We start from the raw sequence: 24,994 nt of genomic DNA, 5'->3' as shown, positions 1-24,994 counted from the left end.
TGTATATTGGCGTTGCTACCGGAAAGGCTGTGCAATGTCGAAATACGAACCTTTACGCGAACACCTTGCTCGTCTTGAAGATGTCGTCTGGGCAGCAAAGCTCGACGAACTTGAGGACATTCTGGGAACGAACCTCCCGAAAAGTGCACGCGAGCACCGCACCTGGTGGGCAAATTCGGGCGGCAGCCTTGTTCATCAGAATTCCTGGCTGGACGCGGGTTGGCGGGTCGAGCGGACCGACCTGATGCGCGATGTGATCGTCTTCAGGCGCTTGCGGATCGGCGGTACGATCGCGGTCAGCAGGTCGCAGTCCGCCGAACGCGCGGCCAAGAGCCCGAAGCGCGCGGCCGAAAAGCGGCTTGCCAAGGAAATGCCGGCGCTGCGTCAGCCTGCGACGGTAACCCTGCGTTCCGAATGGACTGCGCTTGGTGATGTGCACAACACCCCCTGTTCCAGCAACGCCATCCCGCAGCAGGGCGGCGTGCTTCGTTTTGCGGCAATGGAGGGCGAAAGCCTGGTGACTGCCATCGTGGCAACGCTCGGGGTGCAGCAGGTCTATCGGGGCCTGCGGATCCAGGTGAAAGGTCTTGATGCGGAAGACGAGTCCCGCGTCGGCACGGAACTGGTTGAAAAGGCCGGCCTCGACGCGAGCGAGCCTGTTGAGTGTGACGTCGTCAAGTCAGGCAATGCATGGCTTTTGACCGATGGTCGCGGCCGCAAGGCCAATCTGGACGACCGCTCCGAATGTTACCTAGTCGCGCAGCTGCTCTATCTCCAGGAACTGCAAAGCGGCCGCAAATCGACGCTCCTGTTGCGCTAGTTTTCCTCCACCAAGGCGCTGCATGACACAAAGAAGCCGCGCCTGACGTTTGTCGGGCGCGGCTTCTTTGGCGTGTCGGCGGTTACTTCGCAGCGATCATCGAGACTTCGACAAGAACCGGTGCGCCCGGTTTTGACCCCGGCAATGCGCCGACTTCAACGGCAGCTCTGGCGGGCGGAACGCTTCCATCCCCCCAATAGGTTCCGTAGACCTTGTTGAACGCGCCGTAATTCTTCATGTCGGTCATGAAGACGGTGGCGCGGACGACATCATCGAAGCTGTATCCGGCCTCGTTGAGAACGCTTTGAAGGTTTTCCATCACGATCCGTGTCTGCGCGGCGACATCGTTGCGCGCCGCTTCGGGGATTTCCCCGTTCACGTAGGGAATCTGGCCCGAGACGAAAAGCATTCCGTTCGCGAGCTTGATGCCGGGTGAATAGGGGGCGATCGGCTTGTTGCCTTCGACATGGACCGGGACACGGACATCTTCGGCAACAGCTGGGCCACCTATCATCGAAACAATGGCAAGTGTGCCGAGCAGGGTGCAGTACATCATTTTCATCGCGGATTCTCCTTTGGAGTGACTTCTATTTGGCAGCTTCGATGATCAGGTCAGCGACAAATTCGGGCTGGGACACCATGACGGAATGGCTCGCGTCTATTTCCCGGGAAACCGCACCGATTTTCCTGGCGAACTGCCGCTGCAGCTCGGTCGGCGTCATGTGGTCGTCGCCCGCGATGGCGTAGAAGCTCGGTTTGTCCTGCCAGGCGACATTCGAGACCGGCTCACCGAGCGCGGCGCTGTTGAGCAGTCCCTGACTGGCGGCGATCAGGTCGGTTTCCTCTTTTGGCAGGTCTTGTGCGAAGTAACGTGCCGTCGCTTCTTTCGGCAGAAAGAAATAGCCCTCGGCATCCTGCTGAAGCGCCCCGATCCCAGGCGCGGGAAACTTCTCGAGTTCGGCAGCTTCCCCAAGCGACTGGCCTGCATCGGGCGCATAGGCTGCGACGTAGACGAGTGACGAGACCTTGTCATGTCCGCCAGCTTGCGTGATGACCATGCCGCCCCAGGAATGACCGACGAGCACCACCGGGCCGTCCGCGCGATCAATCGCACGATTTGTAAAGGCGACATCTCCGGCAAGCGACTCCAGCGGATTTTGAACCGCAATCACGTTGAGGCCTGCGGCTTCCAGCAAGGGCGTCACCCTGTTCCAGCTGGAACCGTCCGCAAACGCGCCGTGGACGAGCACGACGGACTTCGCCTTGAGATCCGCCGCAAACGGTGCTCCGGCGGGAAGGACCGCGGCCAACACAAGGGCGGCGGCAGCTGTGAGATTTCGAAACATGGGCATGAGATCGTCCTGGTTTGAGATGCGTTTGCAAACAATTAAATAGTGCACTAATTAATAATACCCAATGAATCTCACAAATTGTCAAGCCGAAAATTCTCGACAAAAATACCTATATCTTTCATGTGCTTATCTGCGGAAACTCTTGAAACAGCACATCAAGCCTCTTAAAAGATAGGGGGCAAATAAATAGGATGCCGTGATGGAAAGCTGTAAAGTGGATGAAGAGGGCCTGCTGAAGATTGAGGATCAGCTCTGCTTCGCGCTCTATTCAACCTCGAGGGCAATCACCAGGGAATATGCGGTTTTGCTGGAAACGATGGGCGTGACCTATCCGCAGTATCTGGCGTTGATGGTGCTGTGGCAGCATGACGGGATCCTGGTTCAGGACATCGCCAAGGGACTGGAAGTCGATCAGGCGACGGCGACTCCCCTGGTAAAGCGGCTTGAAAAGCTGGGTTTCGTAACCCGGCGGCGAAGCGAAACGGATGAACGGCGTGTCGAGGTCTACCTCACCGAGGCGGGCAAGGATCTCTACAAGACGGCGCTTGCTGTTCCCCAAGGGCTGGGCTGTGCGATCGGAGTCGATCAGGCCCGTGCAAGAAAGCTCATTGATGAGCTCAACGACATCAAGGCCTTTATTGCAAAGACCAATGAAAGGTGAAGTCGGGCGCACCATACCGGTTGCGGCCAGCTCAATGCGCGCGGCACCGCAGGGCGGCCCGGGTCCGCAACGTTTCGGCCTTCAGGAAATCGACGTTCGGCCATTCAATCGTTTGAAAGTTGTTGACGTGAAGAAGTGTAACAGATTCAAACCATAACTTGACTTGCATCCAGGGCGTATTGACCTTATTCCGCCGAGCCAACAGTCACGTCCAAGGCCCCATGAGTTCTCATGGAGGGAGCAGCACCTTTGAAGATGGAACTGCCGGTCAACCGCGCGCTGAGCGCCCGCTACGATGCCCTGATCGCATCGGGCGAGATCACCGAGGATCCTGTCCAGCGGGAAGCCGTCAGGCATCTTGATCTGCTCAACACCCGCCTCGCCGAGACCCGGCTTGCCTCCAAGAAGAGCTCGCTGGGCTGGCTCTTTGCCAAGAAGAAGAACCAGCTCTGGGCCTCCGTGAAAGGGCTCTACATGTGGGGTGGTGTCGGACGCGGCAAGACGATGCTGATGGATCTCTTCTACGAGGTGACGGTCATCCAGCGCAAACGCCGCGTCCATTTTCATGAGTTCATGAACGACGTGCACGAGCGCATCCATGAGCACCGCCAGGCGCACAAGCGCGGCGAGGTGAAGGGCGACGATCCGATCCCCCCGGTCGCAAGTCAGATCGCGGTCGAGACCCGGCTGCTGCTGTTCGACGAATTTTCAGTCACCGACATTGCCGACGCGATGATCCTGGGGCGGCTGTTCACGCAGCTCTTCGAAAAGGGGGTGATCGTGGTCGCCACCTCCAATGTCAATCCGTCCAATCTTTACAAGGACGGGCTCAACCGGCAGCTCTTCATTCCCTTCATCACCATGCTGAAGTCGCAGGTCGAGGTCCTGCACCTGGATTCGCCGACGGACTACAGGCTCGAAAAGCTTGCGGGAGCGCCTGTCTACGTGACCCCGCTCGGGCAGGACGCGGATGACGAGATGGACAAGCTCTGGACCAAGCTGACCCACGGCATGAAGGCGCATTCGGCGGAACTGGAAAACAAGGGGAGGACGATCGAGATCCCGAAGGTTGCCTCCGGCGTCGCCCGGTTCACCTTTGACGATCTGTGTATGCAGCCGCTTGGCGCAAGCGACTATCTGAGGATTGCGAACGCCTTCGGTACTGTCTTTCTCGATCATGTCCCGGTTCTGTCCAAGGCGCGCAGGAACGAGGCAAAGCGCTTCATCAATCTCATCGACACGCTCTACGACAATGGCATCAAGCTGGTGGTGTCCGCAGAGGCGGAACCGCCGGATCTCTACGTTTCCGAGGACGGGACCGAGGCATTCGAATTCGACCGGACAAGTTCCCGGCTGATCGAAATGCGCTCGGAAGCCTATCTTGCGGGTGACAGGCGGGACATACACGTTTAAGTCTGCATTCCGTATAGGGGAATTATGCAGACGGGAAGAATTGAAAAATTTTGCCGCCTTAATCGCAATATTCTTTTGGCGAACTTGCGCGGGGACGGCAAAGGGGGTAGTGCCATCAGCAGTCATCAGCGGATGGCACATAGTTCCATCTTACGTAAAGGGAAACTTTCGATATGGCGCGGAACAAAATTGCCTTGATCGGCTCTGGTCAGATCGGTGGCACGCTCGCTCATCTGGCAGGTTTGAAGGAACTGGGAGATATCGTTCTCTTCGACATCGCGGAAGGTGTTCCGCAAGGCAAGGCGCTGGATCTCGCAGAATCTTCCCCGGTCGACGGGTTCGATGCCAAGCTGGCCGGTGCCAACAGCTACGAGGCGATCGCAGGGTCGGACGTGGTCATCGTGACCGCCGGTGTCCCCCGCAAGCCCGGCATGAGCCGCGACGATCTCCTGGAAATCAACCTGAAGGTCATGGAACAGGTCGGTGCAGGCATTGCCAAGCACGCGCCCGACGCCTTCGTCATCTGCATCACCAACCCGCTTGATGCAATGGTCTGGGCACTTCAGAAATTCTCCGGCTTGCCGAAGAACAAGGTGGTCGGCATGGCCGGTGTGCTCGACAGCGCCCGCTTCCGTTATTTCCTTGCCGACGAGTTCAACGTCTCGGTTGAAGACGTCACCGCATTCGTTCTCGGCGGCCACGGCGACACCATGGTGCCGCTGACCCGTTATTCCACGATTGCCGGCATTCCGCTGCCCGATCTCATCAAGATGGGCTGGTGCACGGCGGAGCGTCTCGAAGAGATCGTTCAGCGCACCCGCGACGGTGGCGCGGAGATCGTCGGTCTCCTGAAAACAGGTTCTGCCTTCTACGCGCCTGCCTCTTCCGCGATCGCCATGGCGGAAAGCTACCTGAAAGACAAGAAGCGCGTTCTGCCGTGTGCAGCCGCTCTCGACGGCCAGTATGGCCTGAAGGACACCTATGTCGGTGTTCCGGTGGTCATCGGCGCCGATGGTGTCGAGCGCATCATCGAGATCGACCTTCAGGGTGAGGAGAAGGCCAACTTCGAAAAGTCCGTCGGCGCGGTCGACGGTCTGGTCGAAGCCTGTAAGAAAATCCAGCCGGCGCTTGCCTAAGCGCCGTCTGTCTCGGGTAAGCAGCGGCCGTTCTTTCACCCCTTGAAAGAGCGGTCCTCCGACAACGGGGGAAACACATGAACATTCATGAATACCAGGCCAAGCAGGTGCTGAAGTCTTTCGGCGCACCTGTGGCAGAGGGCGTGGCCATCTTCTCCGCCGACGAGGCGGAAGCGGCAGCGAAGCAACTTCCCGGCCCGCTCTGGGTCGTCAAGACGCAAATCCACGCGGGTGGCCGCGGCAAGGGCAAGTTCAAGGAACTTCCCGCCGATGCCAAGGGCGGTGTCCGTCTTGCCTTCTCGCTGGATGAAGTCACGGCGCACGCCAGGGAAATGCTCGGCAACACGCTGGTCACCAAGCAGACCGGTGCGGCAGGCAAGGTCGTCAACCGCCTCTATATCGAGGACGGTGCCGACATCGAGCGTGAACTCTACCTCTCCATCCTGGTCGACCGGACGGTCGGACGCCCTGCCTTTGTCGTGTCCACCGAGGGTGGCATGGACATTGAGGCCGTCGCGGAGGAAACCCCGGAAAAGATCATCACCCTGCCGATCGACCCGGAAACGGGCGTCACCGACGCCGATGCCGCAAAGCTCTGTGACGCGCTGGCGCTCGACGGCGCAGCGCGCGAAGACGGCATGACGCTGTTCCCGATCCTGCACAAGGCGTTTGTCGAAAAGGACATGAGCCTTCTGGAAGTGAACCCGCTGATCGTCATGAAGGACGGCCGCCTGCGTGTTCTCGATGCCAAGGTTTCCTTCGACGGCAACGCCATGTTCCGTCACCCGGACATCATGGAACTGCGCGACGTCACCGAAGAAGACGAAAAAGAGATCGAAGCCTCCAAGTACGACCTCGCCTATGTCGCGCTCGACGGTGACATCGGCTGCATGGTCAATGGCGCGGGTCTTGCCATGGCGACCATGGACATCATCAAGCTCTACGGTGCCGAGCCGGCGAACTTCCTCGATGTCGGCGGCGGCGCGTCCAAGGAGAAGGTGGCTGCTGCCTTCAAGATCATCACGTCCGATCCGAACGTGAAGGGCATCCTGGTCAATATCTTCGGCGGCATCATGCGCTGCGACGTGATCGCGGAAGGCGTGGTGGCAGCCGTCAAGGAAGTCGGCCTTCAGGTTCCGCTCGTTGTTCGCCTGGAAGGCACCAACGTGGAACTCGGCAAAAAGATCATCAACGAAAGCGGTCTGAACGTGATCGCCGCCGATGATCTCGACGACGCCGCCCAGAAAATCGTGAAAGCGGTGAAGGGCTGACCGTGAGAATGATGCCGCGATCACAAAAGGTTCTCGCTGCAACGCTCCTGGTGGGCACGATGTTCACCGGGGCGGCAGCAGATCCGATTGCCGAGATTAGCAACGGACTGGGAGTGCAGGTCTTTGACGAGATTTGCATTGACTCTCTTCCCGACTTCAAAGACGTGAAACGAAAAGTCAAAGACAAACGCGCTGAAAATCGCGACGGTTTTTGGGTTCTCGATTACGATATCATGGTTGTCGCCGTGAAGGTTTCTGATGACGCGCAAACGTGTACATCGGTGCTGAAAGCTGGTGACCAGGATCTTGTTGAAGAGCTGCTGAAAGAACTCTTGGCGACGCGCTATCGTGGATACGAAAACACTGTTGTGAATGGCGAAGATGTTTTGCAGTTCACTTCCAAATTCGGTCCTGCGGTGGCTTCGATCATGCCTGTGAAGCGCGATATTGCATTGACGGTTCAATCTATCCCGAACTAGTTCCAAGGTTCATTCACCGGCTTGGTGAACAGTCAAGGAGAACGCCAAGATGGCAATTCTCGTTAATAAAGACACAAAAATCATCGTTCAGGGCCTGACCGGCAAGACCGGCACGTTTCATACCGAACAGGCGCTTGAATATTACGGCACCAAGATGGTCGCCGGCGTCCACCCGAAGAAGGGTGGCGAGACCTGGGGCAGCGTGGAAAGCGCGGCGCAGCTGCCGATCTTTGCCAGCGTTGGCGAAGCCAGGGAAGCGACCGGCGCGGATGCGTCCGTGATCTACGTCCCGCCGGCTGGCGCGGGCGCTGCGATCATCGAGGCGATCGAGGCGGAAGTCCCGTTCATCGTCTGCATCACCGAGGGCATCCCGGTTGCCGACATGGTCAAGGTCAAGGCAAAGCTGGACAAGTCCAACTCCCGCCTGCTCGGCCCCAACTGCCCGGGCATCCTGACGCCGGAAGAATGCAAGATCGGCATCATGCCGGGCTCCATCTTCAAGAAGGGCTCCGTCGGCGTCGTCTCGCGCTCCGGTACGCTCACCTATGAAGCCGTCTTCCAGACCACCAATGCGGGCCTCGGCCAGACGACGGCTGTCGGCATCGGCGGCGACCCGGTCAAGGGAACCGAGTTCATCGACGTCCTGGAAATGTTCCTCGCCGATGACGCGACCGAGTCCATCATCATGATCGGCGAGATCGGCGGGTCCGCGGAAGAAGAAGCCGCGCAGTTCCTGATCGACGAGGCCAAGAAGGGCCGCAAGAAGCCGACGGCCGGCTTCATCGCGGGCCGCACGGCGCCTCCGGGCCGCACCATGGGCCATGCGGGCGCAGTGATTTCCGGCGGCAAGGGCGGCGCGGAAGACAAGATCGCGGCAATGGAAGCGGCCGGTATCAAGGTTTCGCCGTCTCCGGCCAAGCTTGGCGAGACACTTCTCGAAGTCTTGAAGGGCTAAAAACGCAGGAAATTGTGCTGACAGCAACGGAAACTGTTTACCTTTCCGTCTGCATGATGAAAGGATGGGTTGCGGCGCCAAGTGTGCCGCGATCAATTTTCGAGGGGCCGGTGTTTCATCGGTCTTTGTAGGGAACCGGCCGCGGGTCTTTTTCGGCCCGCCATAACAAAAAGGGCGGAGCAGCCCTCCGCTAAAGGACATGGCACGGCAGGAAGCGAACAACGTATTCGCACTGACGTCGTTGCTTTACGGCGCCAACGCAGCCTATATCGAAGACCTCTACGCCCAGTACAAGACGGATCCGAATTCGGTCGATGCCGAATGGCAGGACTTCTTTGCGGCCTTTCAGGACGAAAAGGAAGCCGTGCTGAAGGAAGCGCGCGGAGCTCCCTGGAAGCGCAAGGACTGGCCGATCGAAGCCAATGGCGATCTCGTCAACGCATTTGACGGCAACTGGGGTCCGATCGAACAGCAACTCGGCGAGAAGATAAAGAAGAAGGCCGAAGCGACGGGCGCGCCTGTGTCCGATGCCGAGGTGCATCAGTCGACCCGCGACTCCGTTCGCGCGCTGATGATGATCCGCGCCTACCGGATGCGCGGCCACCTGCATGCGGATCTCGATCCGCTCGGCCTTGCCGGCAAGGGCGATCACGAGGAACTGCATCCCTCGTCCTACGGTTTCACGGAAGCCGACTGGGACCGCAAGATCTTCATCGACCATGTTCTTGGCCTGGAATACGCCACCATCCGCGAGATGATGGACATTCTGAAGCGCACCTACTGCTCGACGCTCGGTGTCGAGTTCATGCATATATCCGATCCGGCGGCGAAAGCCTGGATCCAGGAGCGCATCGAGGGACCGGACAAGCAGGTTGCCTTCACATCGGAAGGCAAGAAGGCGATCCTCAACAAGCTTGTCGAAGCGGAAGGCTTCGAGAAGTTTCTCGATGTCAAATACACCGGCACCAAGCGCTTCGGTCTTGATGGCGGTGAAGCGCTGATCCCGGCGCTGGAGCAGATCATCAAGCGCGGCGGCCAGATGGGCCTGAAGGACATCGTCCTCGGCATGGCGCACCGTGGCCGCCTGAACGTGCTCTCCCAGGTGATGAACAAACCGCACCGCGCGATCTTCCACGAGTTCAAGGGCGGCTCTTACGCGCCGGATGAAGTCGAAGGCTCGGGCGACGTGAAGTATCACCTTGGCGCGTCCTCCGACCGGACCTTCGACGGCAACAACGTTCACCTGTCGCTGACCGCCAACCCGTCGCACCTGGAAATCGTCAATCCGGTCGTGCTCGGCAAGGCGCGGGCGAAACAGGATCAGCTTGCCGCCGACAAGAACGGCAACTTCATTGAAACGACGGAAGTGGAACGCAACACCGTTCTGCCGCTCCTTCTGCACGGCGACGCCGCCTTTGCAGGTCAGGGTGTCGTGGCCGAGTGTTTCGGCCTGTCGGCCCTGCGCGGCCACCGCACCGGCGGGTCGGTGCACGTCATCATCAACAACCAGATCGGCTTTACGACGAACCCGCGCTTCTCGCGGTCCTCGCCGTACCCGTCCGACATGGCCAAGGTGATCGAAGCCCCGATCCTGCATGTCAACGCGGACGATCCGGAAGCCGCCGTGTTCGCCGCCAAGATCGCGATCGAGTTCCGCCAGACGTTCCAGCGTCCGGTGGTGATCGACCTGATCTGCTATCGTCGTTTCGGTCACAACGAGGGCGACGAGCCGGCGTTCACGCAGCCGATCATGTACCGCAAGATCCGCAAGCACGCGACCACGCTGCAGCGCTATTCGGAACGCCTGATCAAGGAAGGCGTGCTCAGCCAGGAAGATGTCGACCGGATGAAGGCCGAATGGCGCAAGCACCTGGATGGCGAGTTCGATGCCGGTCAGGCGTTCAAGCCGAACAAGGCCGACTGGCTTGACGGCAAGTGGGCCGGCATGCGCCGCGCCGACGACGAGGAAGATCCGCGCCGCGGCGAAACCGGTATTCCGATGGGCGAGCTGAAGGACATCGGCCGCGCCCTGACCCATGTGCCGGAAGGCTTCAACATTCACCGCACCATCGCGCGCTTCATGAACCACCGCGAGCGCATGATCGAGACCGGTGAAGGGATCGACTGGGCAACGGCCGAAGCGCTCGCGTTCGGATCGCTTCTGGCCGAAGGACACCCCGTGCGTCTGTCCGGCCAGGACTGCGAGCGCGGCACGTTCTCGCAGCGCCACTCGGTGCTCTACGACCAGGAGAACGAAAGCCGCTACATTCCGCTCAATCACGTATCGCCCGACCAGCAGCGCTACGAGGTCATCAACTCGATGCTCTCCGAAGAGGCCGTGCTCGGGTTCGAATACGGCTACTCGCTGGCGGAACCGCGCGCGCTCACCATGTGGGAAGCCCAGTTCGGCGATTTTGCCAACGGCGCACAGGTGCTGTTCGACCAGTTCATCTCCTCTGGTGAACGCAAGTGGCTGCGCATGTCCGGTCTTGTCTGCCTTTTGCCACACGGCTATGAGGGCCAGGGACCGGAACACTCCTCCGCTCGCCTGGAACGTTTTCTTCAGCTTTGTGCCGAGGACAACATGCAGGTCGCGAACTGTTCGACGCCGTCGAACTACTTCCACATCCTGCGCCGGCAGCTCCGCCGCGACATCCGTAAACCGCTGGTCCTGATGACACCGAAGTCGCTTCTGCGTCACAAGAAAGCGGTCTCGCGGATCGACGAGCTCGGCCCCGACACGACGTTCCACCGCGTGCTCTGGGACGACTGGGGTGCAAACCTCAGCTCGGAAGGCAAGCTGGTCTCCGACGACAAGATCCGCCGGGTCGTGATGTGTTCGGGCAAAGTCTATTTCGATCTGTTCGAGGAGCGCGAAAAACGCGGCATTGACGATGTCTACCTGATGCGCGTCGAGCAGCTTTATCCGTTCCCGAAGAAGGCACTGATGCTCGAGCTGGCCCGCTTCCCGCATGCGGAGATGGTCTGGTGCCAGGAAGAGCCGAAGAACATGGGCAGCTGGTTCTTCGTCGAACCGTATATCGAGTGGGTTTTGGAGCAGATCGACGCCAAGCACCGGCGGCCGCGCTATGCCGGCCGCTCGGCAATGGCATCCACCGCGACGGGCCTGATGTCGGTCCATCTTGCGCAAATGCAGGCATTCCTCGAAGAGGCGCTTGGAAACTGATCTTGAGAGGGCGTCATCGCCCTCTTTCAACACATTGGCCGGGTAATTTTAAGAGAAGGCGACCATGGCAACCGAAATTCGCGTGCCCACTCTGGGTGAATCCGTTTCCGAAGCAACTATCGCACAATGGTTCAAGAAGCCGGGTGACGCCGTCAGCCAGGACGAACCGCTCGTCGAGCTCGAAACCGACAAGGTCACCGTCGAGGTGCCGGCCCCGGCTGCAGGCACGCTGGAGAGCATCGTCGTCAAGGAAGGTGACACCGTGGAAGTCGGCGCCCTGCTTGGCCAGATCGCCGAAGGCGCCGGCGCCGCTGCAGCTCCTGCCGCTGCAGCACCTGCTCCTGCCGCTGAAGAAGCCGCACCCGCAGCCGGCGCGGCCCTGGTCGACGTGGTTACGCCAAGCGCGGGTGAATCGGTAACAGAAGCCGAAGTCGGCGAGTGGAGTGTCAAGGTCGGTGATGTCGTCAAGGCAGACGACACGCTTGTCGAACTGGAAACGGACAAGGCGGCGCAGGAAGTCCCGGCACCTGTTGGCGGAACGGTCGTGAAGATCGCAGCTGAAACGGGTGCAACCGTCGAACCTGGCGTTCTGCTCTGTCAGATCGATCCCTCAGGTGCAGCCGCAGTTGCTGCGCCCGCGGCAGCAGCGCCGGCGCCTTCAGCGGCCCCGGCTGCAGCTTCCGGCACATCGATGCCGCCGGCACCGTCCGCACAGAAGATGATGGCGGAGAACAATCTCTCCGCGGATCAGGTCGCCGGCTCCGGCAAGCGCGGCCAGGTTCTGAAGGAAGACGTGATCGGGGCGATTGCTTCCGGCGCGACGGCAGCAACCTCCGCCCCGGCGGCGGCACCAGTCGCCCGCGGCCCGGTCGTGGCACAGGACGAGGCGCGCGAAGAGCGCGTGCGCATGACCAAGCTGCGCCAGACCATTGCGCGCCGCCTGAAAGACGCGCAGAACACGGCGGCCATGCTCACTACCTACAACGAGGTGGACATGGGCCCGGTCATGGAACTGCGCAAGCAGTACAAGGACCTCTTCGAAAAGAAGCACGGCGTCAAGCTCGGCTTCATGGGCTTCTTCACCAAGGCGGTGACCCATGCGCTGAAGGAGATCCCGGCAGTCAACGCCGAGATCGACGGCACCGACATCATCTACAAGAACTTCTGCCACATCGGCGTTGCTGTCGGCACGGACAAGGGTCTCGTGGTTCCGGTCGTGCGCGATGCCGACCAGATGTCGATTGCCGAGGTTGAGAAGGAAATCGGCAATCTCGGCCGCAAGGCGCGCGACGGCAAGCTCGGCATGGCCGACATGACCGGCGGCACCTTCACCATCTCCAACGGCGGTGTCTACGGTTCGCTGATGTCGTCCCCGATCCTGAATGCGCCGCAGTCGGGCATTCTCGGGATGCACAAGATCCAGGAGCGTCCCATGGCCGTGAACGGTCAGGTGGTCATCCGTCCGATGATGTATCTGGCGCTGTCCTATGACCACCGGATCGTCGATGGCAAGGAAGCCGTGACCTTCCTCGTCCGCGTCAAGGAAAGCCTGGAAGATCCGCAGCGTCTGGTTCTGGATCTCTGATCCGGTTGAGGACCGTTCCGAGGGCTATGGAGGCAACCTCATGAGCCTGGAATTTCTGATAACCGCGCTGATCGTGGTTCTGGTTCCCGGAACCGGGGTGGTTTACACCGTCGCGGTCGGTCTTGGCAAAGGGCGGCGCGCCGCCCTTGCAGCCACAATCGGCTGCACGCTCGGGATTGTTCCGGCGATCCTGGCATCCGTCGTCGGCCTGGCGGCGCTCATGCACACCAGCGCGATCGTCTTCCAGGTGGTGAAATATGCCGGCGTCGCCTATCTGCTTTACCTGGCGTGGCAGACCCTGCAAGACAGCGGTCCGGTGGAACTGAAAGCCGACAAGGGCGCGCGCAAGAGCTTTGTCGCAACGGCGCGCACAGGATTTCTGATCAACATTCTCAATCCGAAACTGACGGTGTTCTTTCTGGCTTTTCTGCCGCAGTTCGTCAGTGCGTCCGCTGCGCATCCGACGCTCGAGATGCTGGCGCTCGGCGGCGTCTTCATGGCGATGACGTTCTTCGTCTTTCTCGTCTACGGTCTGTTTGCCTCGCTGGTCGGTGAGAAGGTGCTCAGAAGCGACCGTGTCATGGTCTGGATGAGACGGTCCATCGCGGCTGCCTTTGCAGGTTTCGGGCTCCGGCTGGCTGTTGCGGAGCAGTAAAACCATATCTTGCGGACCACGTCCGCGCCAAAAAGTTCTGGAGATTGAATGTCTGATAGTGTGGTCATCGTAACGGGCGGAAGCCGGGGTATCGGCGCGAGTGTGAGCCGAAAACTGGCGCGTCTCGGGCATACGGTCGTTGTCAACTACACGGCCAACAAATCCGCCGCCGACACGGTCGTGTCCGAAATCGAGGCCGAAGGCGGGAAGGCGGTTGCCGTTCAGGGCGACGTCGGCAGCGAAAGCGATATTCTGAATCTCTTCAAAGAGGCAGACAAGCTCGGCCGTCTTGCCGGGCTGGTCAACAATGCAGGTGTTGTCGACATGTCCCAGCGCGTCGATGAGATGAGCGTCGAGCGTCTCAACCGGATCTTCAATATCAACGTTGTCGGCTCGTTCCTGTGCGCGCGCGAGGCCGTCAGGCGGATGTCGACGAAGCATGGCGGCAAGGGCGGTGGCATCGTCAATCTGGCATCGGCCGGGTCCAAGCTCGGGTCGCCGGCGCAATATGTCGACTATGCCGCTTCCAAGGGGGCGATCGATACGATGACGGTCGGGCTTGCGCTTGAAGTTGCCGATGAGAACATCCGCGTCAATGCTGTCCGTCCCGGCATCATCGACACGGAACTCCATGCCTCCGGCGGGCTCCCCGACCGCGTGGCGCAGCTTGAAGCCAAACTGCCGATGAAGCGCGCGGGCACCGCGGATGAAGTCGCGGACGCAATTCTCTGGCTCATGTCCGACCAGTCCAGCTACACGACAGGTGCCATCCTGGATGTGTCCGGTGGCCGGGCAATCCTACCGTAATTCCTGAATGGACTTGAAACTGAAAAGGCAAAGGCGACCAAAATGTCCCAATATGATCTTGTCGTCATCGGAACCGGCCCGGGGGGGTACGTTTGCGCGATCAAGGCGGCGCAGCTCGGTCTGAAAACCGCGGTTATCGAAAAACGCGCGACGCTCGGCGGGACCTGCCTGAATATCGGCTGCATTCCCTCAAAGGCGCTTCTCTATGCGTCCGAGATGTTCGAGGAAGCCGGTCACGGATTTGAAAAGCTCGGCATCAAGGTGTCCAAGCCGAAGGTCGACCTGCCGGAGATGATGAAGCACAAGACCGACGTGGTCGATGCCAACGTCAATGGTGTCGCCTTCCTGATGAAGAAGAACAAGATCGATGTGCATACCGGCACCGGCAAGGTTCTGGGAACAGGCAAGGTCGAGGTAACCGCGGATGACGGCAGCGTATCCGTCGTCGAGGCGAAGAACATCGTCATTGCCACCGGTTCCGATGTCATGCCGCTGCCGGGTGTCGAGATTGACGAAAAGCAGATCGTTTCCTCGACCGGTGCGCTCGAGCTCGACAAGATCCCCGGCAAGATGGTTGTCGTCGGCGGCGGCGTCATCGGCCTCGAACTCGGGTCTGTCTGGAACCGTCTCGGCTCCGAAGTGACGGTTGTCGAATTCATGGACAAGATCCTCGGGCCCATGGACGGCGACGTCTCGAAGAACTTCCAGCGCATGCTGAAGAAGCAGGGCATGACCTTCAAGCTGTCCTCGAAGGTCACCGGTGTTGCCAAGAAGGGCAAGGGACTGGCCGTCACCATCGAGCCTGCCAAGGGTGGCGACGCCCAGGAGATCGAAGCCGACATCGTTCTTGTTGCCATCGGCCGCCGTCCCTACACCGAAGGCCTTGGCCTGGAGGGGGCCGGCGTGGCGCTGGACGAACGCGGCCGGGTTCAGATCGATGCCCATTACAAGACCAATGTCGACGGCATCTACGCCATCGGTGATGTTGTTGCCGGGCCGATGCTGGCGCACAAGGCCGAGGATGAAGGCGTTGCGATTGCCGAGATCCTGGCGGGTCAGGCCGGGCACGTGAATTACGATGTCATCCCCGGCGTGGTCTATACGCAGCCGGAAGTCGCTTCTGTCGGCAGGACCGAGGAAGAGCTGAAAGCCGACGGGGTCGAGTACAAGGCCGGCAAGTTCAATTTTTCGGCCAACGGACGTGCGCGTGCAATGAACCACACCGACGGGTTCGTGAAGGTTCTGGCCGATGCCAAAACCGACCGGGTGCTCGGTGTTCATATTATCGGGTTCGGTGCGGGCGAAATGATCCACGAAGCGGCCGTGCTGATGGAATTCGGCGGGTCTTCGGAAGATCTGGGCCGCACCTGCCACGCGCATCCGACCATGTCGGAAGCCGTCAAGGAAGCGGCGATGGGTGCCTTCGCCAAACCGATCCACTCTTAAAACCACGGTTCTTGAAAGATCGGAGCGCTGCGGGAAACCTTGCCTGCGGCGCTCTTCGCATGTTAGCGCCGGTGGGCGATGCCGGGTGCGTCCAGACGATTCGGGTTTGGCGCAAGGCTTTGAACCCAGGGGAGATGGCACGTGCAAGGCGCGGACACCAGCCGTTTGACAATGTTGCAGTCGGGGCTCTGGCTGTTGCTGGCCGCCGCCGCCGGGCTCGTGTTCTTCTGGCCTGAACGTACCATCGCGCATGTGGACGATCTGTTCTTCATACCCTGGGCGGCCGAGGTTGCCACGACGGGGAATCACATCAACCCGCTCCTTTCGGTTCAGTTTCCCGATCTGGAAAACTACCACCTCTATACGCGGTTTCACCTGATCCTGTCCGGACGGTTCCTGGAGCTGTTCGGTGTCAGCCGGCTCAGTGTCGTCGGGTACGAATTTCTCTGTTTCCTTCTGACTGCCCTTGCCTTTTCCGCAATGTGCCTGGCGATGAGGCTGCCGAAAGCCGCACTGATAACTCCGCTTCTGTTTGCTCCCATGTATGTCGTGACCGGGTTCCGGCTCGAAATCACGGCCTGTGTCTTCTGGGCTTTGGGTTTCTTTCTCCTGTTCTGGCCTGCAAGGGAGCGGGACGGGGCAGACATGGCGCCGCACTTTTCGTCAATCAGGACCCTGGGCAAACTGGCGTTCGCCTTTGCCCCTCTTGCCTCTCCGGCGGTTTTTGCCTGGAGCCTGGGCGCGATCATCGCGCATGACCTTTGGCGGCTCCTTTCCCGTGATCTGAAGCTCGTGACGCTGGTGGTTGAAAATGCAGTGGCGCTTCTTCTGGCGCTTCTGATCTTTGCCCTCAGCATCGATTTTCAGTTTCGCGAATTCATCGAGCAGATCGTCTTTCATGCGCAAAGGTCGACCGGACACGGGATCAACGGCGAGGCGCTTGGCCGGGCCTCGATCTTTGCCGTGGCCGGTCTGGTCCTGACGCGGTTTTCGCGTTCGGCGGCGCTTGTCTGCCTGATGCTCTCGCTTGGGCAGGGGCTTGCTGCTTTCCTGCATGACAAGGTTCTGGTCCGCAACCTTGCGGCGACCATGGTGTTTCTCGTCGGGCTTGATGCCGTGACGCAGAAACGCTTCCAAAAGACGGCATATGTCCTCTATACGCTGGTTTTCCTGGTCATCTCGGCCAATTTCCTGATCTTTTACGTCCTGTCCGAGCGAGCGCCCGGCCGGGATGCGGCTGCCCTTGATTACCGGTCCGATATCGGCGCGCAAAAGCGGGTCTTTATCGACGAGACCATGGGGCACCATTATCTCGACCATCAGACCCGCGATGCGATTTCCTGGACATGGGGGCGAAAGTTTCCGCTCGCCCGTGCCGAGGAACTGGAAGAACTGCGCGATGACGAGGTCTGGTACTTGAGCCCGTACACGTTGTTCGCCTATCTCAAGGGCCACACCGATATCGCCAAGGCGTTGTCGGATAACGTCACCTACAGGCGGACACCGCAACTGCCTTGCGTGATGGGGCGTCATTCCTGCCGTCTTCCGGCGGACGGCTGGACCATGCTGCGCCTTGAACGCGATGGCGACAAGGTGAGGGTGCGCGACTACGCCTCCAAGCGGGAATTTGTCGTGCCGGATTGATCCCGGCCTACCCGGGAAGCGTGGCCGTTATCACGAAGTGGGTGATAGAGAAAAAGAAACGCCCCGCTTTCGCGAGTTGCACCTGTTCTTCGGCCCAGGCATCCGCGGCGTCTTGGCAGAACGGACCTTTTCTGACGACGAACGGCTTCATGAGATGGATCATCATGTTGGCCAGTCCGTCCGGATGAAGGCTCGTGCTGGTGAATGGCAGTGCCGTCACGCTGTCCACCCGGTAACCCGCATCGCGCAGGATCGGCGGCAGGACGGCGGGAATGCAGCGTTCCACGAGGTGTCCGTCCCAGGTTTCCAGCATGGCCTCCATGCGGTCCGGCTGATCGCTGAACCAGGTGATGGTGTCCCAATGCATGTCACCGACGACAAGCCGCCCACCGGGTTTGAGGATGCGCTTTATCTCGGTGACGGCACCGGGGAGATCGCCCAGATATTCAAAGACCTGAAGGGATACCGCCTTGTCGGCGGACGCTGATTCCAGGGGCAGATCCGTGACGGTTCCGCTGAGAATTTCGACATTCGGGCAGTCAGCGCAACGCTTCACTGCCGCGTTGCGCATATCTTCGCTCGGGTCGATACCGATGATCCGGCCCTGGTCGCCCAAGGTGCGCGAGAGCTCGAGCGTCAGCAATCCGTTGCCACAGCCGATATCGGCAATCACGTCGCCCGGTGAGGGGTTCAGCGCATCGAAGGAGGCACGTCTCCGCCGGGAGAAGTCTGCCCCGAGATAGGCCTGTTCCAGCAGTTTCGTGGTGCGTTCATCGAACTGAAGCATCGCAATAGCCTTGATTCAGTGCGTGTCCAGGCATTGACCGTGATCGCCAAAGGCCCTGAGGACGTTGCAATCCGTTACGGTGTGATTGCCCCCGCAGCTCGCGGAAATACGGACGAGCTCCGCTTCCAGCCGTTTCAGGTGCGCAATGCGTTCACGGATCGATGCGAGCTGCTTCTCAGCGATCCGGTCCGCCTCGTGGCAGGGCTTGTCAGGGTGCTGACTGAGCTCGATCAGGTCGCGGATGGCCGGCATCGGCAGGCCGAGATCGCGGCAGTGCCTGATGAACCGAAGCCGGTCCCGGTCCGCTTCCCGGTAGCGTCGCTGATTGCCTTCAGTCCGCAAGGGCGTGTCAATCAGGCCTTCATTCTCGTAGTACCGGATCGTTGGAACCTTTACGCCGGTTTGTTTCGACAGTTCACCGATCGAAAAATCCATCCAATTTCCTCTTGAAGCTCTAGTCGCTATAGGAATTAGACTGCCTGCGTTCGAACAAATCAAGAGGTTTGAGGAGCAGGACATGGGCGCATGTTGCGCGAAAACCCAGGCACCGTTTGACGGCATGTCGAAGGACTATCGCCGCCGTCTCTGGCTGGTGATCGGCCTGAACGCTGTCATGTTCGTCATAGAAATGGCGGCCGGACAGGCGGCCGGTTCAAAAGCGCTGCAGGCCGACGCGCTCGATTTTTTTGGCGATGCCGTGACCTACGGAATTTCCCTTGCGGTGATCGGGACATCTTTGAAAACGCGCGCCCTTGCCGCCCTCGGCAAGGGGGTCAGTCTCCTTGTGATGGGGCTCTGGGTCGCCGGATCGACGCTGCATCAGGTCTTTGTGCTTGGCGTGCCTCAAGCCGCGGTCATGGGATCAATCGGGTTTCTCGCCCTTGCCGTCAATCTTGCCAGCGTGATGCTGCTCGTGCGCTACAAGGACGGCGACGCGAATGTCCGTTCCATATGGCTCTGTTCCCGGAACGATGCCATCGGCAATGTTGCGGTCATGATCGCGGCGATGGGCGTGTGGGGAACGGCAACCGCCTGGCCTGACCTTCTGGTCGCCGGATTGATGGCGACGCTGTTCCTGAGTTCCGCCGTCCAGATCCTGTCCCGGGGAATTCGCGAGTTCCGCCAAAAAGCCCCTGTTCCGGTCGGACCCGCTTGAACCGGCGAACCATCGTCAGGCCGTTGAGGCCCCTGCGCCACCGCCCAGATGCACCAGCGTGATTTCAGGCGGGACGCCCAGGCGGAGGGGAAGCAGGGAACACCCGAGTCCACCGGAAACGATCAGATGCCGTTCCTCCGAGGCAAGCTTCAGGTGCCGGGCGACCTGGGTTCCAGCCGTGTCGACGATGTGGCCGTAGGAGAGGTTCTCCTCCGGTTTGAGCAGATTGAGGGGTTTCAGGCCAAAGCAGTTGATCTGGCCTCCGTGTGTATGACCGCTCAGGGTCACGCTGACGCGCGGCGGAACGGCGTGAAAGATATCCGGTTCGTGGGCCATCAGCACGATCGGCGCGTCATCGGTGACCTGCCCGAGCGTGCCGCTCAGATCGTCGAGGCCCTGAATGCCACGGCGGTTGAGCTTCCTGTTCGGAGCCAGGGCAAGCTGGTCATCCAGTCCCGCGAGCCAGAACGCCTTGCCGTCCTTGGCAAGCCGCACAGCCCTGTTCTGGTAGAGCTGAATGCCGGCATTCAAGAGAGCCGTGCCGTACTTCGTCGGACCACTGCCGGACAGCTGTGCAGCGTCGTCATCCCACCAGTCGTGGTTGCCGAGGATGGCATGGGTACCGAGCGGAGCATCAAATGAGGCAAAGACATCCGCCCAGGCCTGGGCCGGTACCGGTGCCGATTGCCAGCGGTGGCTCGCGACATAGTCGCCGAGCAAGAGCACGATGTCGGGCTTCAAGGCGTTGGTGCGCTCCACGATGAACCGGACCCGGTCAAGTCCCATCCAGGGATCGCAGATATGGGGATCGGCGATCAGGGCGGCCTTGAGGGTCAGGTCGTCGGGCCAGTTGGGAGGGGTCAGATGATGATCCTTGATGCGCATGCGGAAGGGCTCAACGCCAATGGCATAAGCAGCGGTGGACATCGAAGTCAGGGCGGCGGCCCCAAGCCCTTGAAGGAACAAACGTCTGGAAATCATCTAAGCATACTGCCTTTTTGGCGAACCCTGTTTTTGTGTGGCGGCAATGTGAGATCTTGGATTGACCCGAGTAGGGAGAATTTCAGCATTTTTTCTGCAGATCGCTGCCGGCAAAAAAAAACCGCTGCCGAAGCAGCGGTAAGATAGATTGGAGCAAAAGAAACTTGGATTATTCGGTTGGTGCCTCTTCAGGAACCGGCAGGATGATTTCTTCCTGCGTGACCTCAACGCTGAGATCGTTGGTTGCAATGGCAACGTCCGTGTCGACTTCCGGCACGATGGACGTGTCCGCAACCGTCATTTTTTCGTCGGCCTTGGCAGTTTTTCCCCACGAACAGGCATGTGCCGGTGCGATGGCGAATGCCGTGATGGCAAGCCCTGCTATGGCTGTGCTGATCAGACGCATGATGAGCCTCCGTCTGTTGCTGCGCGGGACTAACGCAGTGACACCTAAGGTAAAGCAAAAATGAAATCGGACAAGGAAAAACCGTGTAGAGATTGATACCAAGGTTAAGATCGGCGTATTTACTTTCTGTTAAGGTTGTAGGTCCGTTGAGTCTTGGGCTCAGACAAGTCGTTGACAACGTTGACGACATTCGCGTCCAGAAGATCTCCAAAGGCCTTGAGCGTTATCTTCTTGCTGCTCAAAAAACCGATCAGAAGCACCACAATTGCTCCGTCCGAACGCAGCTCCGCTTGTGTCCAGCCCCATTTGCAATCGCGCGGAATACACGAAGTGAAGGCCCTGACGCGGACGAAAACCTGTTCGTTCTCGCATTTGCTTTCCACCTCGATGCGGCTGATTTCCTTCGGTTCGGCATCGGGATTGACCCAGACACCGTCCTCCGGCAGCGGGCAGTAGATCCGTTGCGCCTGTGACGGCATGGCCGAGAGGACGAGCAGAGTGGCAATCAGGAGCAGGAGACGGGGCATGATCAGTCCACCTTGTGTTTCACCTTCAAGATACCTTACTTCGTGCCGTTTCGCGGGTGTGCCCGGTCATAGGCAGCCAGCAGGTGCGCACTGTCGATCTCGGTATAAATCTGCGTGGACGCCAGGCTGGCATGTCCGAGAAGCTCCTGGATGGTCCTGAGATCGCCGCCGCCGGCAAGCAGATGCGTGGCGAAGGAATGACGCAGGGCATGCGGTGTGGCGCTGTCCGGCAATCCGAGCGCGCCGCGCAGCTTCGCCATGGCCAGCTGGATCATGCGCGCATTGAGCGGACCGCCGCGCGCGCCAAGAAAAAGCGGGCCGTCCGCGTCGATCGCGTAGGGGCAAAGCCTGACGTAATGCGCAATCGCATCTGAGACCGCCGGCAGGATCGGCACGATGCGTTCCTTCCGGCCCTTGCCGACGATGCGCATGGTTTTTGTGCCCGGTACGGGTGCCATCTTGCCCGTCAGCGACAGCGCTTCGGATATTCTGAGGCCGCAGCCGTAAAGCAGCGTCAGCACCGCCGCATTGCGCGCTTCGATCCAGGGGGCCGTTTCAAGGGCGAGGTCGCCGCTGGTGACATCGATGGCATCGCGCGAGGAAACCGGCTTGGGCAGGGACCGGGCCTGTCTTGGCGGACTGACGGCATCGGACGCTGCCGCGTTCACGTCCCCACGGCGCTCCAGGTACTTCAGAAAGGATCGGATACCGGCAAGGCCCCTGGCCAGCGACCGGCTATGAACACCCTGCCTGCGCCTGGAGGCGAGGAACGCCCTGAAATCCGCAGGCCTCAGATCCGCGATATCCTTCAGCGACGGCGCCCCGCCGAGGTGAGCGGTCAGGAAACGGAGGAATTGTCTCAGGTCGCGTTCATAGGCGACCAGCGTTTTGTCGGACAGGCGGCGTTCGTCGGAAAGGTGGTCGAGCCAGAGCCCGATCCGGTGATTGAGATCCGGTTTCGCTGTGACCAGAAGGTCGGACGGGTCTGGGGCGCGCGTGCTCATGGGCCGATTTTAGCCCCGTTGGCGTTCTGATTGGTTAATGCGAAGCATCGAATTTACCCGCGATTAAGCCCGCGGCAGTTACATAGGCAGAGTTGTATTCAGAGTATGCGAGTGAGCGTAACGTGGACTTTGCCGCACGGATTTACGAGCTTATTGAGCTCCTTGTGACCAGCCGCGTCTACAGCGCCACTTTTCTGGCCGCAGCCGGTTTTGCGCTCGCGGTGCTGCTGTTCGACCTGCATCGGCGCGGATACCGGTTCAACTGGCCTGCCAGGCTCGTCCGCAGCGTTGGCGCGAATATCGGATTCTGGTGGGTCAACCTTCTGTTTGCACCGATCGTCTTTCTGACCGCCGGACACATCAAGCAGGGATACGAGATGCTCGGCATCCCGGGGATCGACGAAAGCTTCTGGTCCGGCGTCCCCTGGTGGATCCTCGTTCCGTTTGCCGCGTTCTGCTATGATTTCGCCGACTACTGGAACCATCGCATCCTGCATCACCGCTGGCTCTGGCCGATCCATGCGATCCATCATTCCGACCCTGACCTGAACGTGCTGACCAGCTACCGGATTCATTTTCTGGAATCGCTGGTCATGACAACGTCCTACATCCTGCTTCTGAGCTGGCTCGGGTTTCCGACCGAGGTCATGGGCTACGGCGCGGTCCTGCTGACGCTGCACAACATGTATGTCCATATCAACGTGGACTGGGGCCATGGCCCGTTCAGATACGTGCTTGCCTCGCCGCGCATGCACCAGTGGCACCATGCCGACCTTCCCGAAGCTTACGGCAAGAACCTGGCGAACGTTTTCCCGGTCTTCGACCTCATCTTTGGCACTTACTACGTCCCCGGACCCTGCAAGGAACCCTTCGGCGTCCAGGATGTGCCGCAGAACGACGTCGTGAAGCTCGTCTTCTATCCCTTCGTGGAATGGACCCGGCAGGCAAGGTCTGCGATCCGGGGGCTCAGACCGGCGGACGATCGCGGTGAAGACCTTTCGCCGCGGGAAAGCGAAGCCTTCAAATAGCCATTCAGCGTGAAGAGTGCATGGAATTCGCGCGGTTCAGAGCCTTCTGAAACTCACCGCGAAGGCGATGTCCGCCGAATGATCGTGGCCTTCCTTTGAATACATCCGGATTTCGTCGACCTCGGGTTTCGTTATCCGGCCTTCTTTCGCCAGTCCGGCGAGCGCCGCGTCGAAGCCGTGGTCGCCGTAATGCGCCCGGTTGACGCCGATGACGAACAACGCGCCGCTGCGGGCAATCGAAAGCAGGCTGACCAATACGTCCGGACCAAGATGCCCGTGTGTAAACGCGCCAGAGGAAAGGACAGCGCCGTAACCATTGCTGATCGGTGCGAGATCGCCCGTGAGATCAATCTCGAAGGTGCGCCCGTAAAGCGCTTTCGCCGTTGCGCGTTCCAGCATCTCCGCGGAGATATCCATCCCGTGGACCTGGGCTGCCGGCAGGCCGAGCGCCTCGGCGACAAGACCGGTGCCACAGCCTATATCCGCGACGGGGACATCCTCAGATCCGGCCTTTTCCGCATAGATCCGTGCGATTGTCTCCGGATAGACAAACCCGAGCGCCTCGGCGAAATCACCGTCATAGGTCTCGGCGAATTCGCGGTAATAGGCCTTGTTGTCTTCCGGCGTCGACAGCCTGTATGCGTTTTCCAGAAGCGCCTTGCCCTTGTCGTCTTCCGCCATCTGCGCATTCCTTTAATCAGTAAGTCCGAGCGAGACTGAAGGAAGCGTAGGCGTGGCGCATGGCGCGATCAAGTTTCGCACCCGTTGGCCCAAAAACAAACGGCCCGGAAACCCGGGCCGCTTGCGAATGTTTGTTTGAGTGAGACGTCAGAGGATGCTCTGACCCGTCTTGGCCCAGTCAGCGAGGAACGCATCCAGGCCCTTGTCCGTCAGCGGGTGCTTGACGAGGGTCTTCAGGGTCGCGGGCGGAACGGTGGCGACATCCGCACCGATGATTGCGCATTCCTTGACGTGGTTGGGCGTGCGGATCGAAGCAGCCAGGATTTCCGTGTCGAAGCCGTAATTGTCGTAGATCACGCGGATTTCGCGGATCAGTTCCAGCCCGTCGATGTTCATGTCGTCGAGACGGCCGATGAACGGGGAAATGTAGGTGGCGCCGGCCTTGGCCGCGAGCAGGGCCTGGTTCGCGGAGAAGCACAGCGTGACATTGGTCTTGGTGCCTTCCTCGGTCAGTTGCTTGCAGGCCTTCAGCCCGTCGAAGGTCAGCGGCAGCTTGATGACGACATTGTCGGCAATCGCCCGCAGCACATGCGCTTCCTTGATCATCTGATCGAATTCGGTCGCGGCGACTTCAGCGGAAACGTCTCCGCCGGTAATTTCGCAGATCTCGGCAATCACTTCCTTGAAATCACGGCCCGACTTGGCGATGAGCGAAGGATTGGTTGTTACACCGTCGAGAAGGCCGGTGGATTCCAGTTCCTTGATGACGGCGGTGTCGGCCGTGTCGACGAAAAATTTCATGTCTGGTAGCTCCCTGTGAAGCGCTGGTGCGGTCGCCGGAGTGGCACGCCTGCGTTCGCCGCAAGGCGATTTGCATAATCGGACGCGCTCTCTTTACCCTAGGATGATGACAAGAAGAACCCCTGATTCTCCGGTGGAAGATTTTTTTGTGGTACGTACCTCAAAAATGTCAGCCCTTGATCCCGGCCCGTTCTGGCGCGAACGTTCGCGAC

At 60.0% G+C, this 24,994-nt stretch carries 25 protein-coding genes; 15 read left to right on the top strand and 10 right to left on the bottom strand.

The features are described 5' to 3' along the window. The first annotated feature begins 34 nt into the window (after positions 1–34). The gene (locus RBB49_RS09555; RefSeq protein ID WP_306142519.1) at positions 35–820 is read left to right on the top strand and encodes a hypothetical protein; all 786 of its coding nucleotides are present in this window, start codon (positions 35–37) and stop codon (positions 818–820) included. A gap of 82 nt (positions 821–902) precedes the next feature. Here the strand turns inward: RBB49_RS09555 and RBB49_RS09550 are convergent, their stop codons facing one another. Next, positions 903–1,382 (bottom strand): RidA family protein, encoded by a 480-nt coding sequence (locus RBB49_RS09550; RefSeq protein WP_306142518.1) that lies wholly within the window; start codon positions 1,380–1,382, stop codon positions 903–905. A gap of 25 nt (positions 1,383–1,407) precedes the next feature. Then, entirely contained in the window at positions 1,408–2,172 is a 765-nt protein-coding gene (locus RBB49_RS09545; RefSeq protein ID WP_306142517.1) for an alpha/beta fold hydrolase, read from the bottom strand. 199 nt (positions 2,173–2,371) lie between these two features. On the opposite strand from RBB49_RS09545, the gene RBB49_RS09540 reads away from it, so the two are divergent. The 12 genes from RBB49_RS09540 to RBB49_RS09485 all read left to right on the top strand — a co-directional run bounded on the left by RBB49_RS09540 (position 2,372) and on the right by RBB49_RS09485 (position 17,411). Beyond that, positions 2,372–2,833, top strand: coding sequence for a MarR family winged helix-turn-helix transcriptional regulator (locus RBB49_RS09540; RefSeq protein ID WP_306142516.1), 462 nt, complete (start codon positions 2,372–2,374; stop codon positions 2,831–2,833). 255 nt (positions 2,834–3,088) lie between these two features. Next, the gene (gene zapE / locus RBB49_RS09535) at positions 3,089–4,246 is read left to right on the top strand and encodes a cell division protein ZapE (RefSeq protein WP_306142772.1); all 1,158 of its coding nucleotides are present in this window, start codon (positions 3,089–3,091) and stop codon (positions 4,244–4,246) included. Positions 4,247–4,419: 173 nt separating this feature from the next. After that, positions 4,420–5,382: a malate dehydrogenase gene (gene mdh / locus RBB49_RS09530; RefSeq protein WP_306142515.1), complete on the top strand. Its 963-nt coding sequence runs from the start codon at positions 4,420–4,422 to the stop codon at positions 5,380–5,382. 77 nt (positions 5,383–5,459) lie between these two features. Beyond that, positions 5,460–6,653, top strand: coding sequence for an ADP-forming succinate--CoA ligase subunit beta (gene sucC, locus RBB49_RS09525; RefSeq protein WP_306142514.1), 1,194 nt, complete (start codon positions 5,460–5,462; stop codon positions 6,651–6,653). A gap of 59 nt (positions 6,654–6,712) precedes the next feature. Then, complete coding sequence (locus RBB49_RS09520) at positions 6,713–7,132, top strand: hypothetical protein (protein ID WP_306142513.1); 420 nt, start codon at positions 6,713–6,715, stop codon at positions 7,130–7,132. 49 nt (positions 7,133–7,181) lie between these two features. Continuing rightward, positions 7,182–8,087 carry a succinate--CoA ligase subunit alpha gene (sucD, locus tag RBB49_RS09515; protein ID WP_306142512.1) on the top strand — a complete coding sequence of 302 codons (906 nt, stop codon included), beginning with the start codon at positions 7,182–7,184 and terminating at the stop codon, positions 8,085–8,087. 199 nt (positions 8,088–8,286) lie between these two features. Further along, complete coding sequence (locus RBB49_RS09510) at positions 8,287–11,274, top strand: 2-oxoglutarate dehydrogenase E1 component (protein WP_306142511.1); 2,988 nt, start codon at positions 8,287–8,289, stop codon at positions 11,272–11,274. Between the two features lie 64 nt (positions 11,275–11,338). After that, the gene (gene odhB, locus RBB49_RS09505; protein ID WP_306142510.1) at positions 11,339–12,859 is read left to right on the top strand and encodes a 2-oxoglutarate dehydrogenase complex dihydrolipoyllysine-residue succinyltransferase; all 1,521 of its coding nucleotides are present in this window, start codon (positions 11,339–11,341) and stop codon (positions 12,857–12,859) included. 40 nt (positions 12,860–12,899) lie between these two features. Next, positions 12,900–13,514: a LysE family translocator gene (locus tag RBB49_RS09500; protein WP_306142509.1), complete on the top strand. Its 615-nt coding sequence runs from the start codon at positions 12,900–12,902 to the stop codon at positions 13,512–13,514. 48 nt (positions 13,515–13,562) lie between these two features. After that, positions 13,563–14,321, top strand: coding sequence for an SDR family oxidoreductase (locus tag RBB49_RS09495; protein WP_306142508.1), 759 nt, complete (start codon positions 13,563–13,565; stop codon positions 14,319–14,321). A gap of 42 nt (positions 14,322–14,363) precedes the next feature. Beyond that, positions 14,364–15,767 (top strand): dihydrolipoyl dehydrogenase, encoded by a 1,404-nt coding sequence (gene lpdA, locus RBB49_RS09490; RefSeq protein ID WP_306142507.1) that lies wholly within the window; start codon positions 14,364–14,366, stop codon positions 15,765–15,767. Positions 15,768–15,908: 141 nt separating this feature from the next. Further along, positions 15,909–17,411, top strand: coding sequence for a hypothetical protein (locus RBB49_RS09485; RefSeq protein WP_306142506.1), 1,503 nt, complete (start codon positions 15,909–15,911; stop codon positions 17,409–17,411). Between the two features lie 7 nt (positions 17,412–17,418). On the opposite strand, the gene RBB49_RS09480 is transcribed toward RBB49_RS09485, so the two are convergent. After that, the gene (locus RBB49_RS09480) at positions 17,419–18,198 is read right to left on the bottom strand and encodes a methyltransferase domain-containing protein (protein ID WP_306142505.1); all 780 of its coding nucleotides are present in this window, start codon (positions 18,196–18,198) and stop codon (positions 17,419–17,421) included. Between the two features lie 15 nt (positions 18,199–18,213). Continuing rightward, positions 18,214–18,633: a helix-turn-helix domain-containing protein gene (locus RBB49_RS09475; protein WP_306142504.1), complete on the bottom strand. Its 420-nt coding sequence runs from the start codon at positions 18,631–18,633 to the stop codon at positions 18,214–18,216. A gap of 82 nt (positions 18,634–18,715) precedes the next feature. Here RBB49_RS09475 and RBB49_RS09470 point away from each other — a divergent pair, with 82 nt between their 5' ends. Further along, positions 18,716–19,354, top strand: coding sequence for a cation transporter (locus RBB49_RS09470; protein ID WP_306142503.1), 639 nt, complete (start codon positions 18,716–18,718; stop codon positions 19,352–19,354). A gap of 15 nt (positions 19,355–19,369) precedes the next feature. Here the strand turns inward: RBB49_RS09470 and RBB49_RS09465 are convergent, their stop codons facing one another. From RBB49_RS09465 to RBB49_RS09450, 4 genes are all read right to left on the bottom strand, one after another. After that, the gene (locus tag RBB49_RS09465; protein WP_306142502.1) at positions 19,370–20,335 is read right to left on the bottom strand and encodes a metallophosphoesterase; all 966 of its coding nucleotides are present in this window, start codon (positions 20,333–20,335) and stop codon (positions 19,370–19,372) included. Positions 20,336–20,504: 169 nt separating this feature from the next. After that, on the bottom strand, positions 20,505–20,741 hold the full coding sequence (locus RBB49_RS09460) for a hypothetical protein (protein ID WP_306142501.1): 237 nt from the start codon (positions 20,739–20,741) through the stop codon (positions 20,505–20,507). Between the two features lie 119 nt (positions 20,742–20,860). Then, the gene (locus tag RBB49_RS09455) at positions 20,861–21,268 is read right to left on the bottom strand and encodes a serine/threonine protein kinase (protein WP_306142500.1); all 408 of its coding nucleotides are present in this window, start codon (positions 21,266–21,268) and stop codon (positions 20,861–20,863) included. A 35-nt stretch (positions 21,269–21,303) separates the two neighbouring features. After that, positions 21,304–22,272 carry a tyrosine recombinase XerC gene (locus tag RBB49_RS09450; protein ID WP_306142499.1) on the bottom strand — a complete coding sequence of 323 codons (969 nt, stop codon included), beginning with the start codon at positions 22,270–22,272 and terminating at the stop codon, positions 21,304–21,306. A 122-nt stretch (positions 22,273–22,394) separates the two neighbouring features. On the opposite strand from RBB49_RS09450, the gene RBB49_RS09445 reads away from it, so the two are divergent. Then, entirely contained in the window at positions 22,395–23,300 is a 906-nt protein-coding gene (locus RBB49_RS09445; protein ID WP_306142498.1) for a sterol desaturase family protein, read from the top strand. Between the two features lie 36 nt (positions 23,301–23,336). On the opposite strand, the gene RBB49_RS09440 is transcribed toward RBB49_RS09445, so the two are convergent. Both RBB49_RS09440 and fsa read right to left on the bottom strand, forming a co-directional pair. After that, complete coding sequence (locus RBB49_RS09440; RefSeq protein ID WP_306142497.1) at positions 23,337–23,981, bottom strand: class I SAM-dependent methyltransferase; 645 nt, start codon at positions 23,979–23,981, stop codon at positions 23,337–23,339. 147 nt (positions 23,982–24,128) lie between these two features. After that, the gene (gene fsa / locus RBB49_RS09435; RefSeq protein ID WP_306142496.1) at positions 24,129–24,782 is read right to left on the bottom strand and encodes a fructose-6-phosphate aldolase; all 654 of its coding nucleotides are present in this window, start codon (positions 24,780–24,782) and stop codon (positions 24,129–24,131) included. Positions 24,783–24,994: the final 212 nt, after the last annotated feature.

Origin of the sequence: Roseibium sp. MMSF_3412 (assembly GCF_030733265.1) — a bacterium.
Taxonomy (GTDB): Bacteria; Pseudomonadota; Alphaproteobacteria; order Rhizobiales; family Stappiaceae; genus Roseibium.
The sequence above is the reverse complement of the archived record's forward strand: the minus strand, read 5'-3'. Positions and strand labels throughout refer to the sequence as shown.

Bases quoted from the DNA above. Each gene is read 5' to 3' on its own strand.
- odhB (WP_306142510.1), top strand. From the start codon at position 11,339: ATGGCAACCGAAATTCGCGTGCCCACTCTGGGTGAATCCGTTTCCGAA.
- RBB49_RS09540 (WP_306142516.1), top strand. From the start codon at position 2,372: ATGGAAAGCTGTAAAGTGGATGAAGAGGGCCTGCTGAAGATTGAGGAT.
- sucD (WP_306142512.1), top strand. From the start codon at position 7,182: ATGGCAATTCTCGTTAATAAAGACACAAAAATCATCGTTCAGGGCCTG.
- RBB49_RS09480 (WP_306142505.1), bottom strand. From the start codon at position 18,198: ATGCTTCAGTTCGATGAACGCACCACGAAACTGCTGGAACAGGCCTAT.
- RBB49_RS09450 (WP_306142499.1), bottom strand. From the start codon at position 22,272: ATGAGCACGCGCGCCCCAGACCCGTCCGACCTTCTGGTCACAGCGAAA.
- RBB49_RS09465 (WP_306142502.1), bottom strand. From the start codon at position 20,335: ATGATTTCCAGACGTTTGTTCCTTCAAGGGCTTGGGGCCGCCGCCCTG.
- RBB49_RS09520 (WP_306142513.1), top strand. From the start codon at position 6,713: ATGTTCACCGGGGCGGCAGCAGATCCGATTGCCGAGATTAGCAACGGA.
- RBB49_RS09475 (WP_306142504.1), bottom strand. From the start codon at position 18,633: ATGGATTTTTCGATCGGTGAACTGTCGAAACAAACCGGCGTAAAGGTT.
- RBB49_RS09455 (WP_306142500.1), bottom strand. From the start codon at position 21,268: ATGCCCCGTCTCCTGCTCCTGATTGCCACTCTGCTCGTCCTCTCGGCC.
- RBB49_RS09545 (WP_306142517.1), bottom strand. From the start codon at position 2,172: ATGCCCATGTTTCGAAATCTCACAGCTGCCGCCGCCCTTGTGTTGGCC.
- zapE (WP_306142772.1), top strand. From the start codon at position 3,089: ATGGAACTGCCGGTCAACCGCGCGCTGAGCGCCCGCTACGATGCCCTG.
- fsa (WP_306142496.1), bottom strand. From the start codon at position 24,782: ATGAAATTTTTCGTCGACACGGCCGACACCGCCGTCATCAAGGAACTG.
- RBB49_RS09555 (WP_306142519.1), top strand. From the start codon at position 35: ATGTCGAAATACGAACCTTTACGCGAACACCTTGCTCGTCTTGAAGAT.
- RBB49_RS09510 (WP_306142511.1), top strand. From the start codon at position 8,287: ATGGCACGGCAGGAAGCGAACAACGTATTCGCACTGACGTCGTTGCTT.
- RBB49_RS09460 (WP_306142501.1), bottom strand. From the start codon at position 20,741: ATGCGTCTGATCAGCACAGCCATAGCAGGGCTTGCCATCACGGCATTC.
- mdh (WP_306142515.1), top strand. From the start codon at position 4,420: ATGGCGCGGAACAAAATTGCCTTGATCGGCTCTGGTCAGATCGGTGGC.
- RBB49_RS09550 (WP_306142518.1), bottom strand. From the start codon at position 1,382: ATGAAAATGATGTACTGCACCCTGCTCGGCACACTTGCCATTGTTTCG.
- RBB49_RS09440 (WP_306142497.1), bottom strand. From the start codon at position 23,981: ATGGCGGAAGACGACAAGGGCAAGGCGCTTCTGGAAAACGCATACAGG.
- RBB49_RS09495 (WP_306142508.1), top strand. From the start codon at position 13,563: ATGTCTGATAGTGTGGTCATCGTAACGGGCGGAAGCCGGGGTATCGGC.
- RBB49_RS09470 (WP_306142503.1), top strand. From the start codon at position 18,716: ATGGGCGCATGTTGCGCGAAAACCCAGGCACCGTTTGACGGCATGTCG.
- sucC (WP_306142514.1), top strand. From the start codon at position 5,460: ATGAACATTCATGAATACCAGGCCAAGCAGGTGCTGAAGTCTTTCGGC.
- lpdA (WP_306142507.1), top strand. From the start codon at position 14,364: ATGTCCCAATATGATCTTGTCGTCATCGGAACCGGCCCGGGGGGGTAC.
- RBB49_RS09500 (WP_306142509.1), top strand. From the start codon at position 12,900: ATGAGCCTGGAATTTCTGATAACCGCGCTGATCGTGGTTCTGGTTCCC.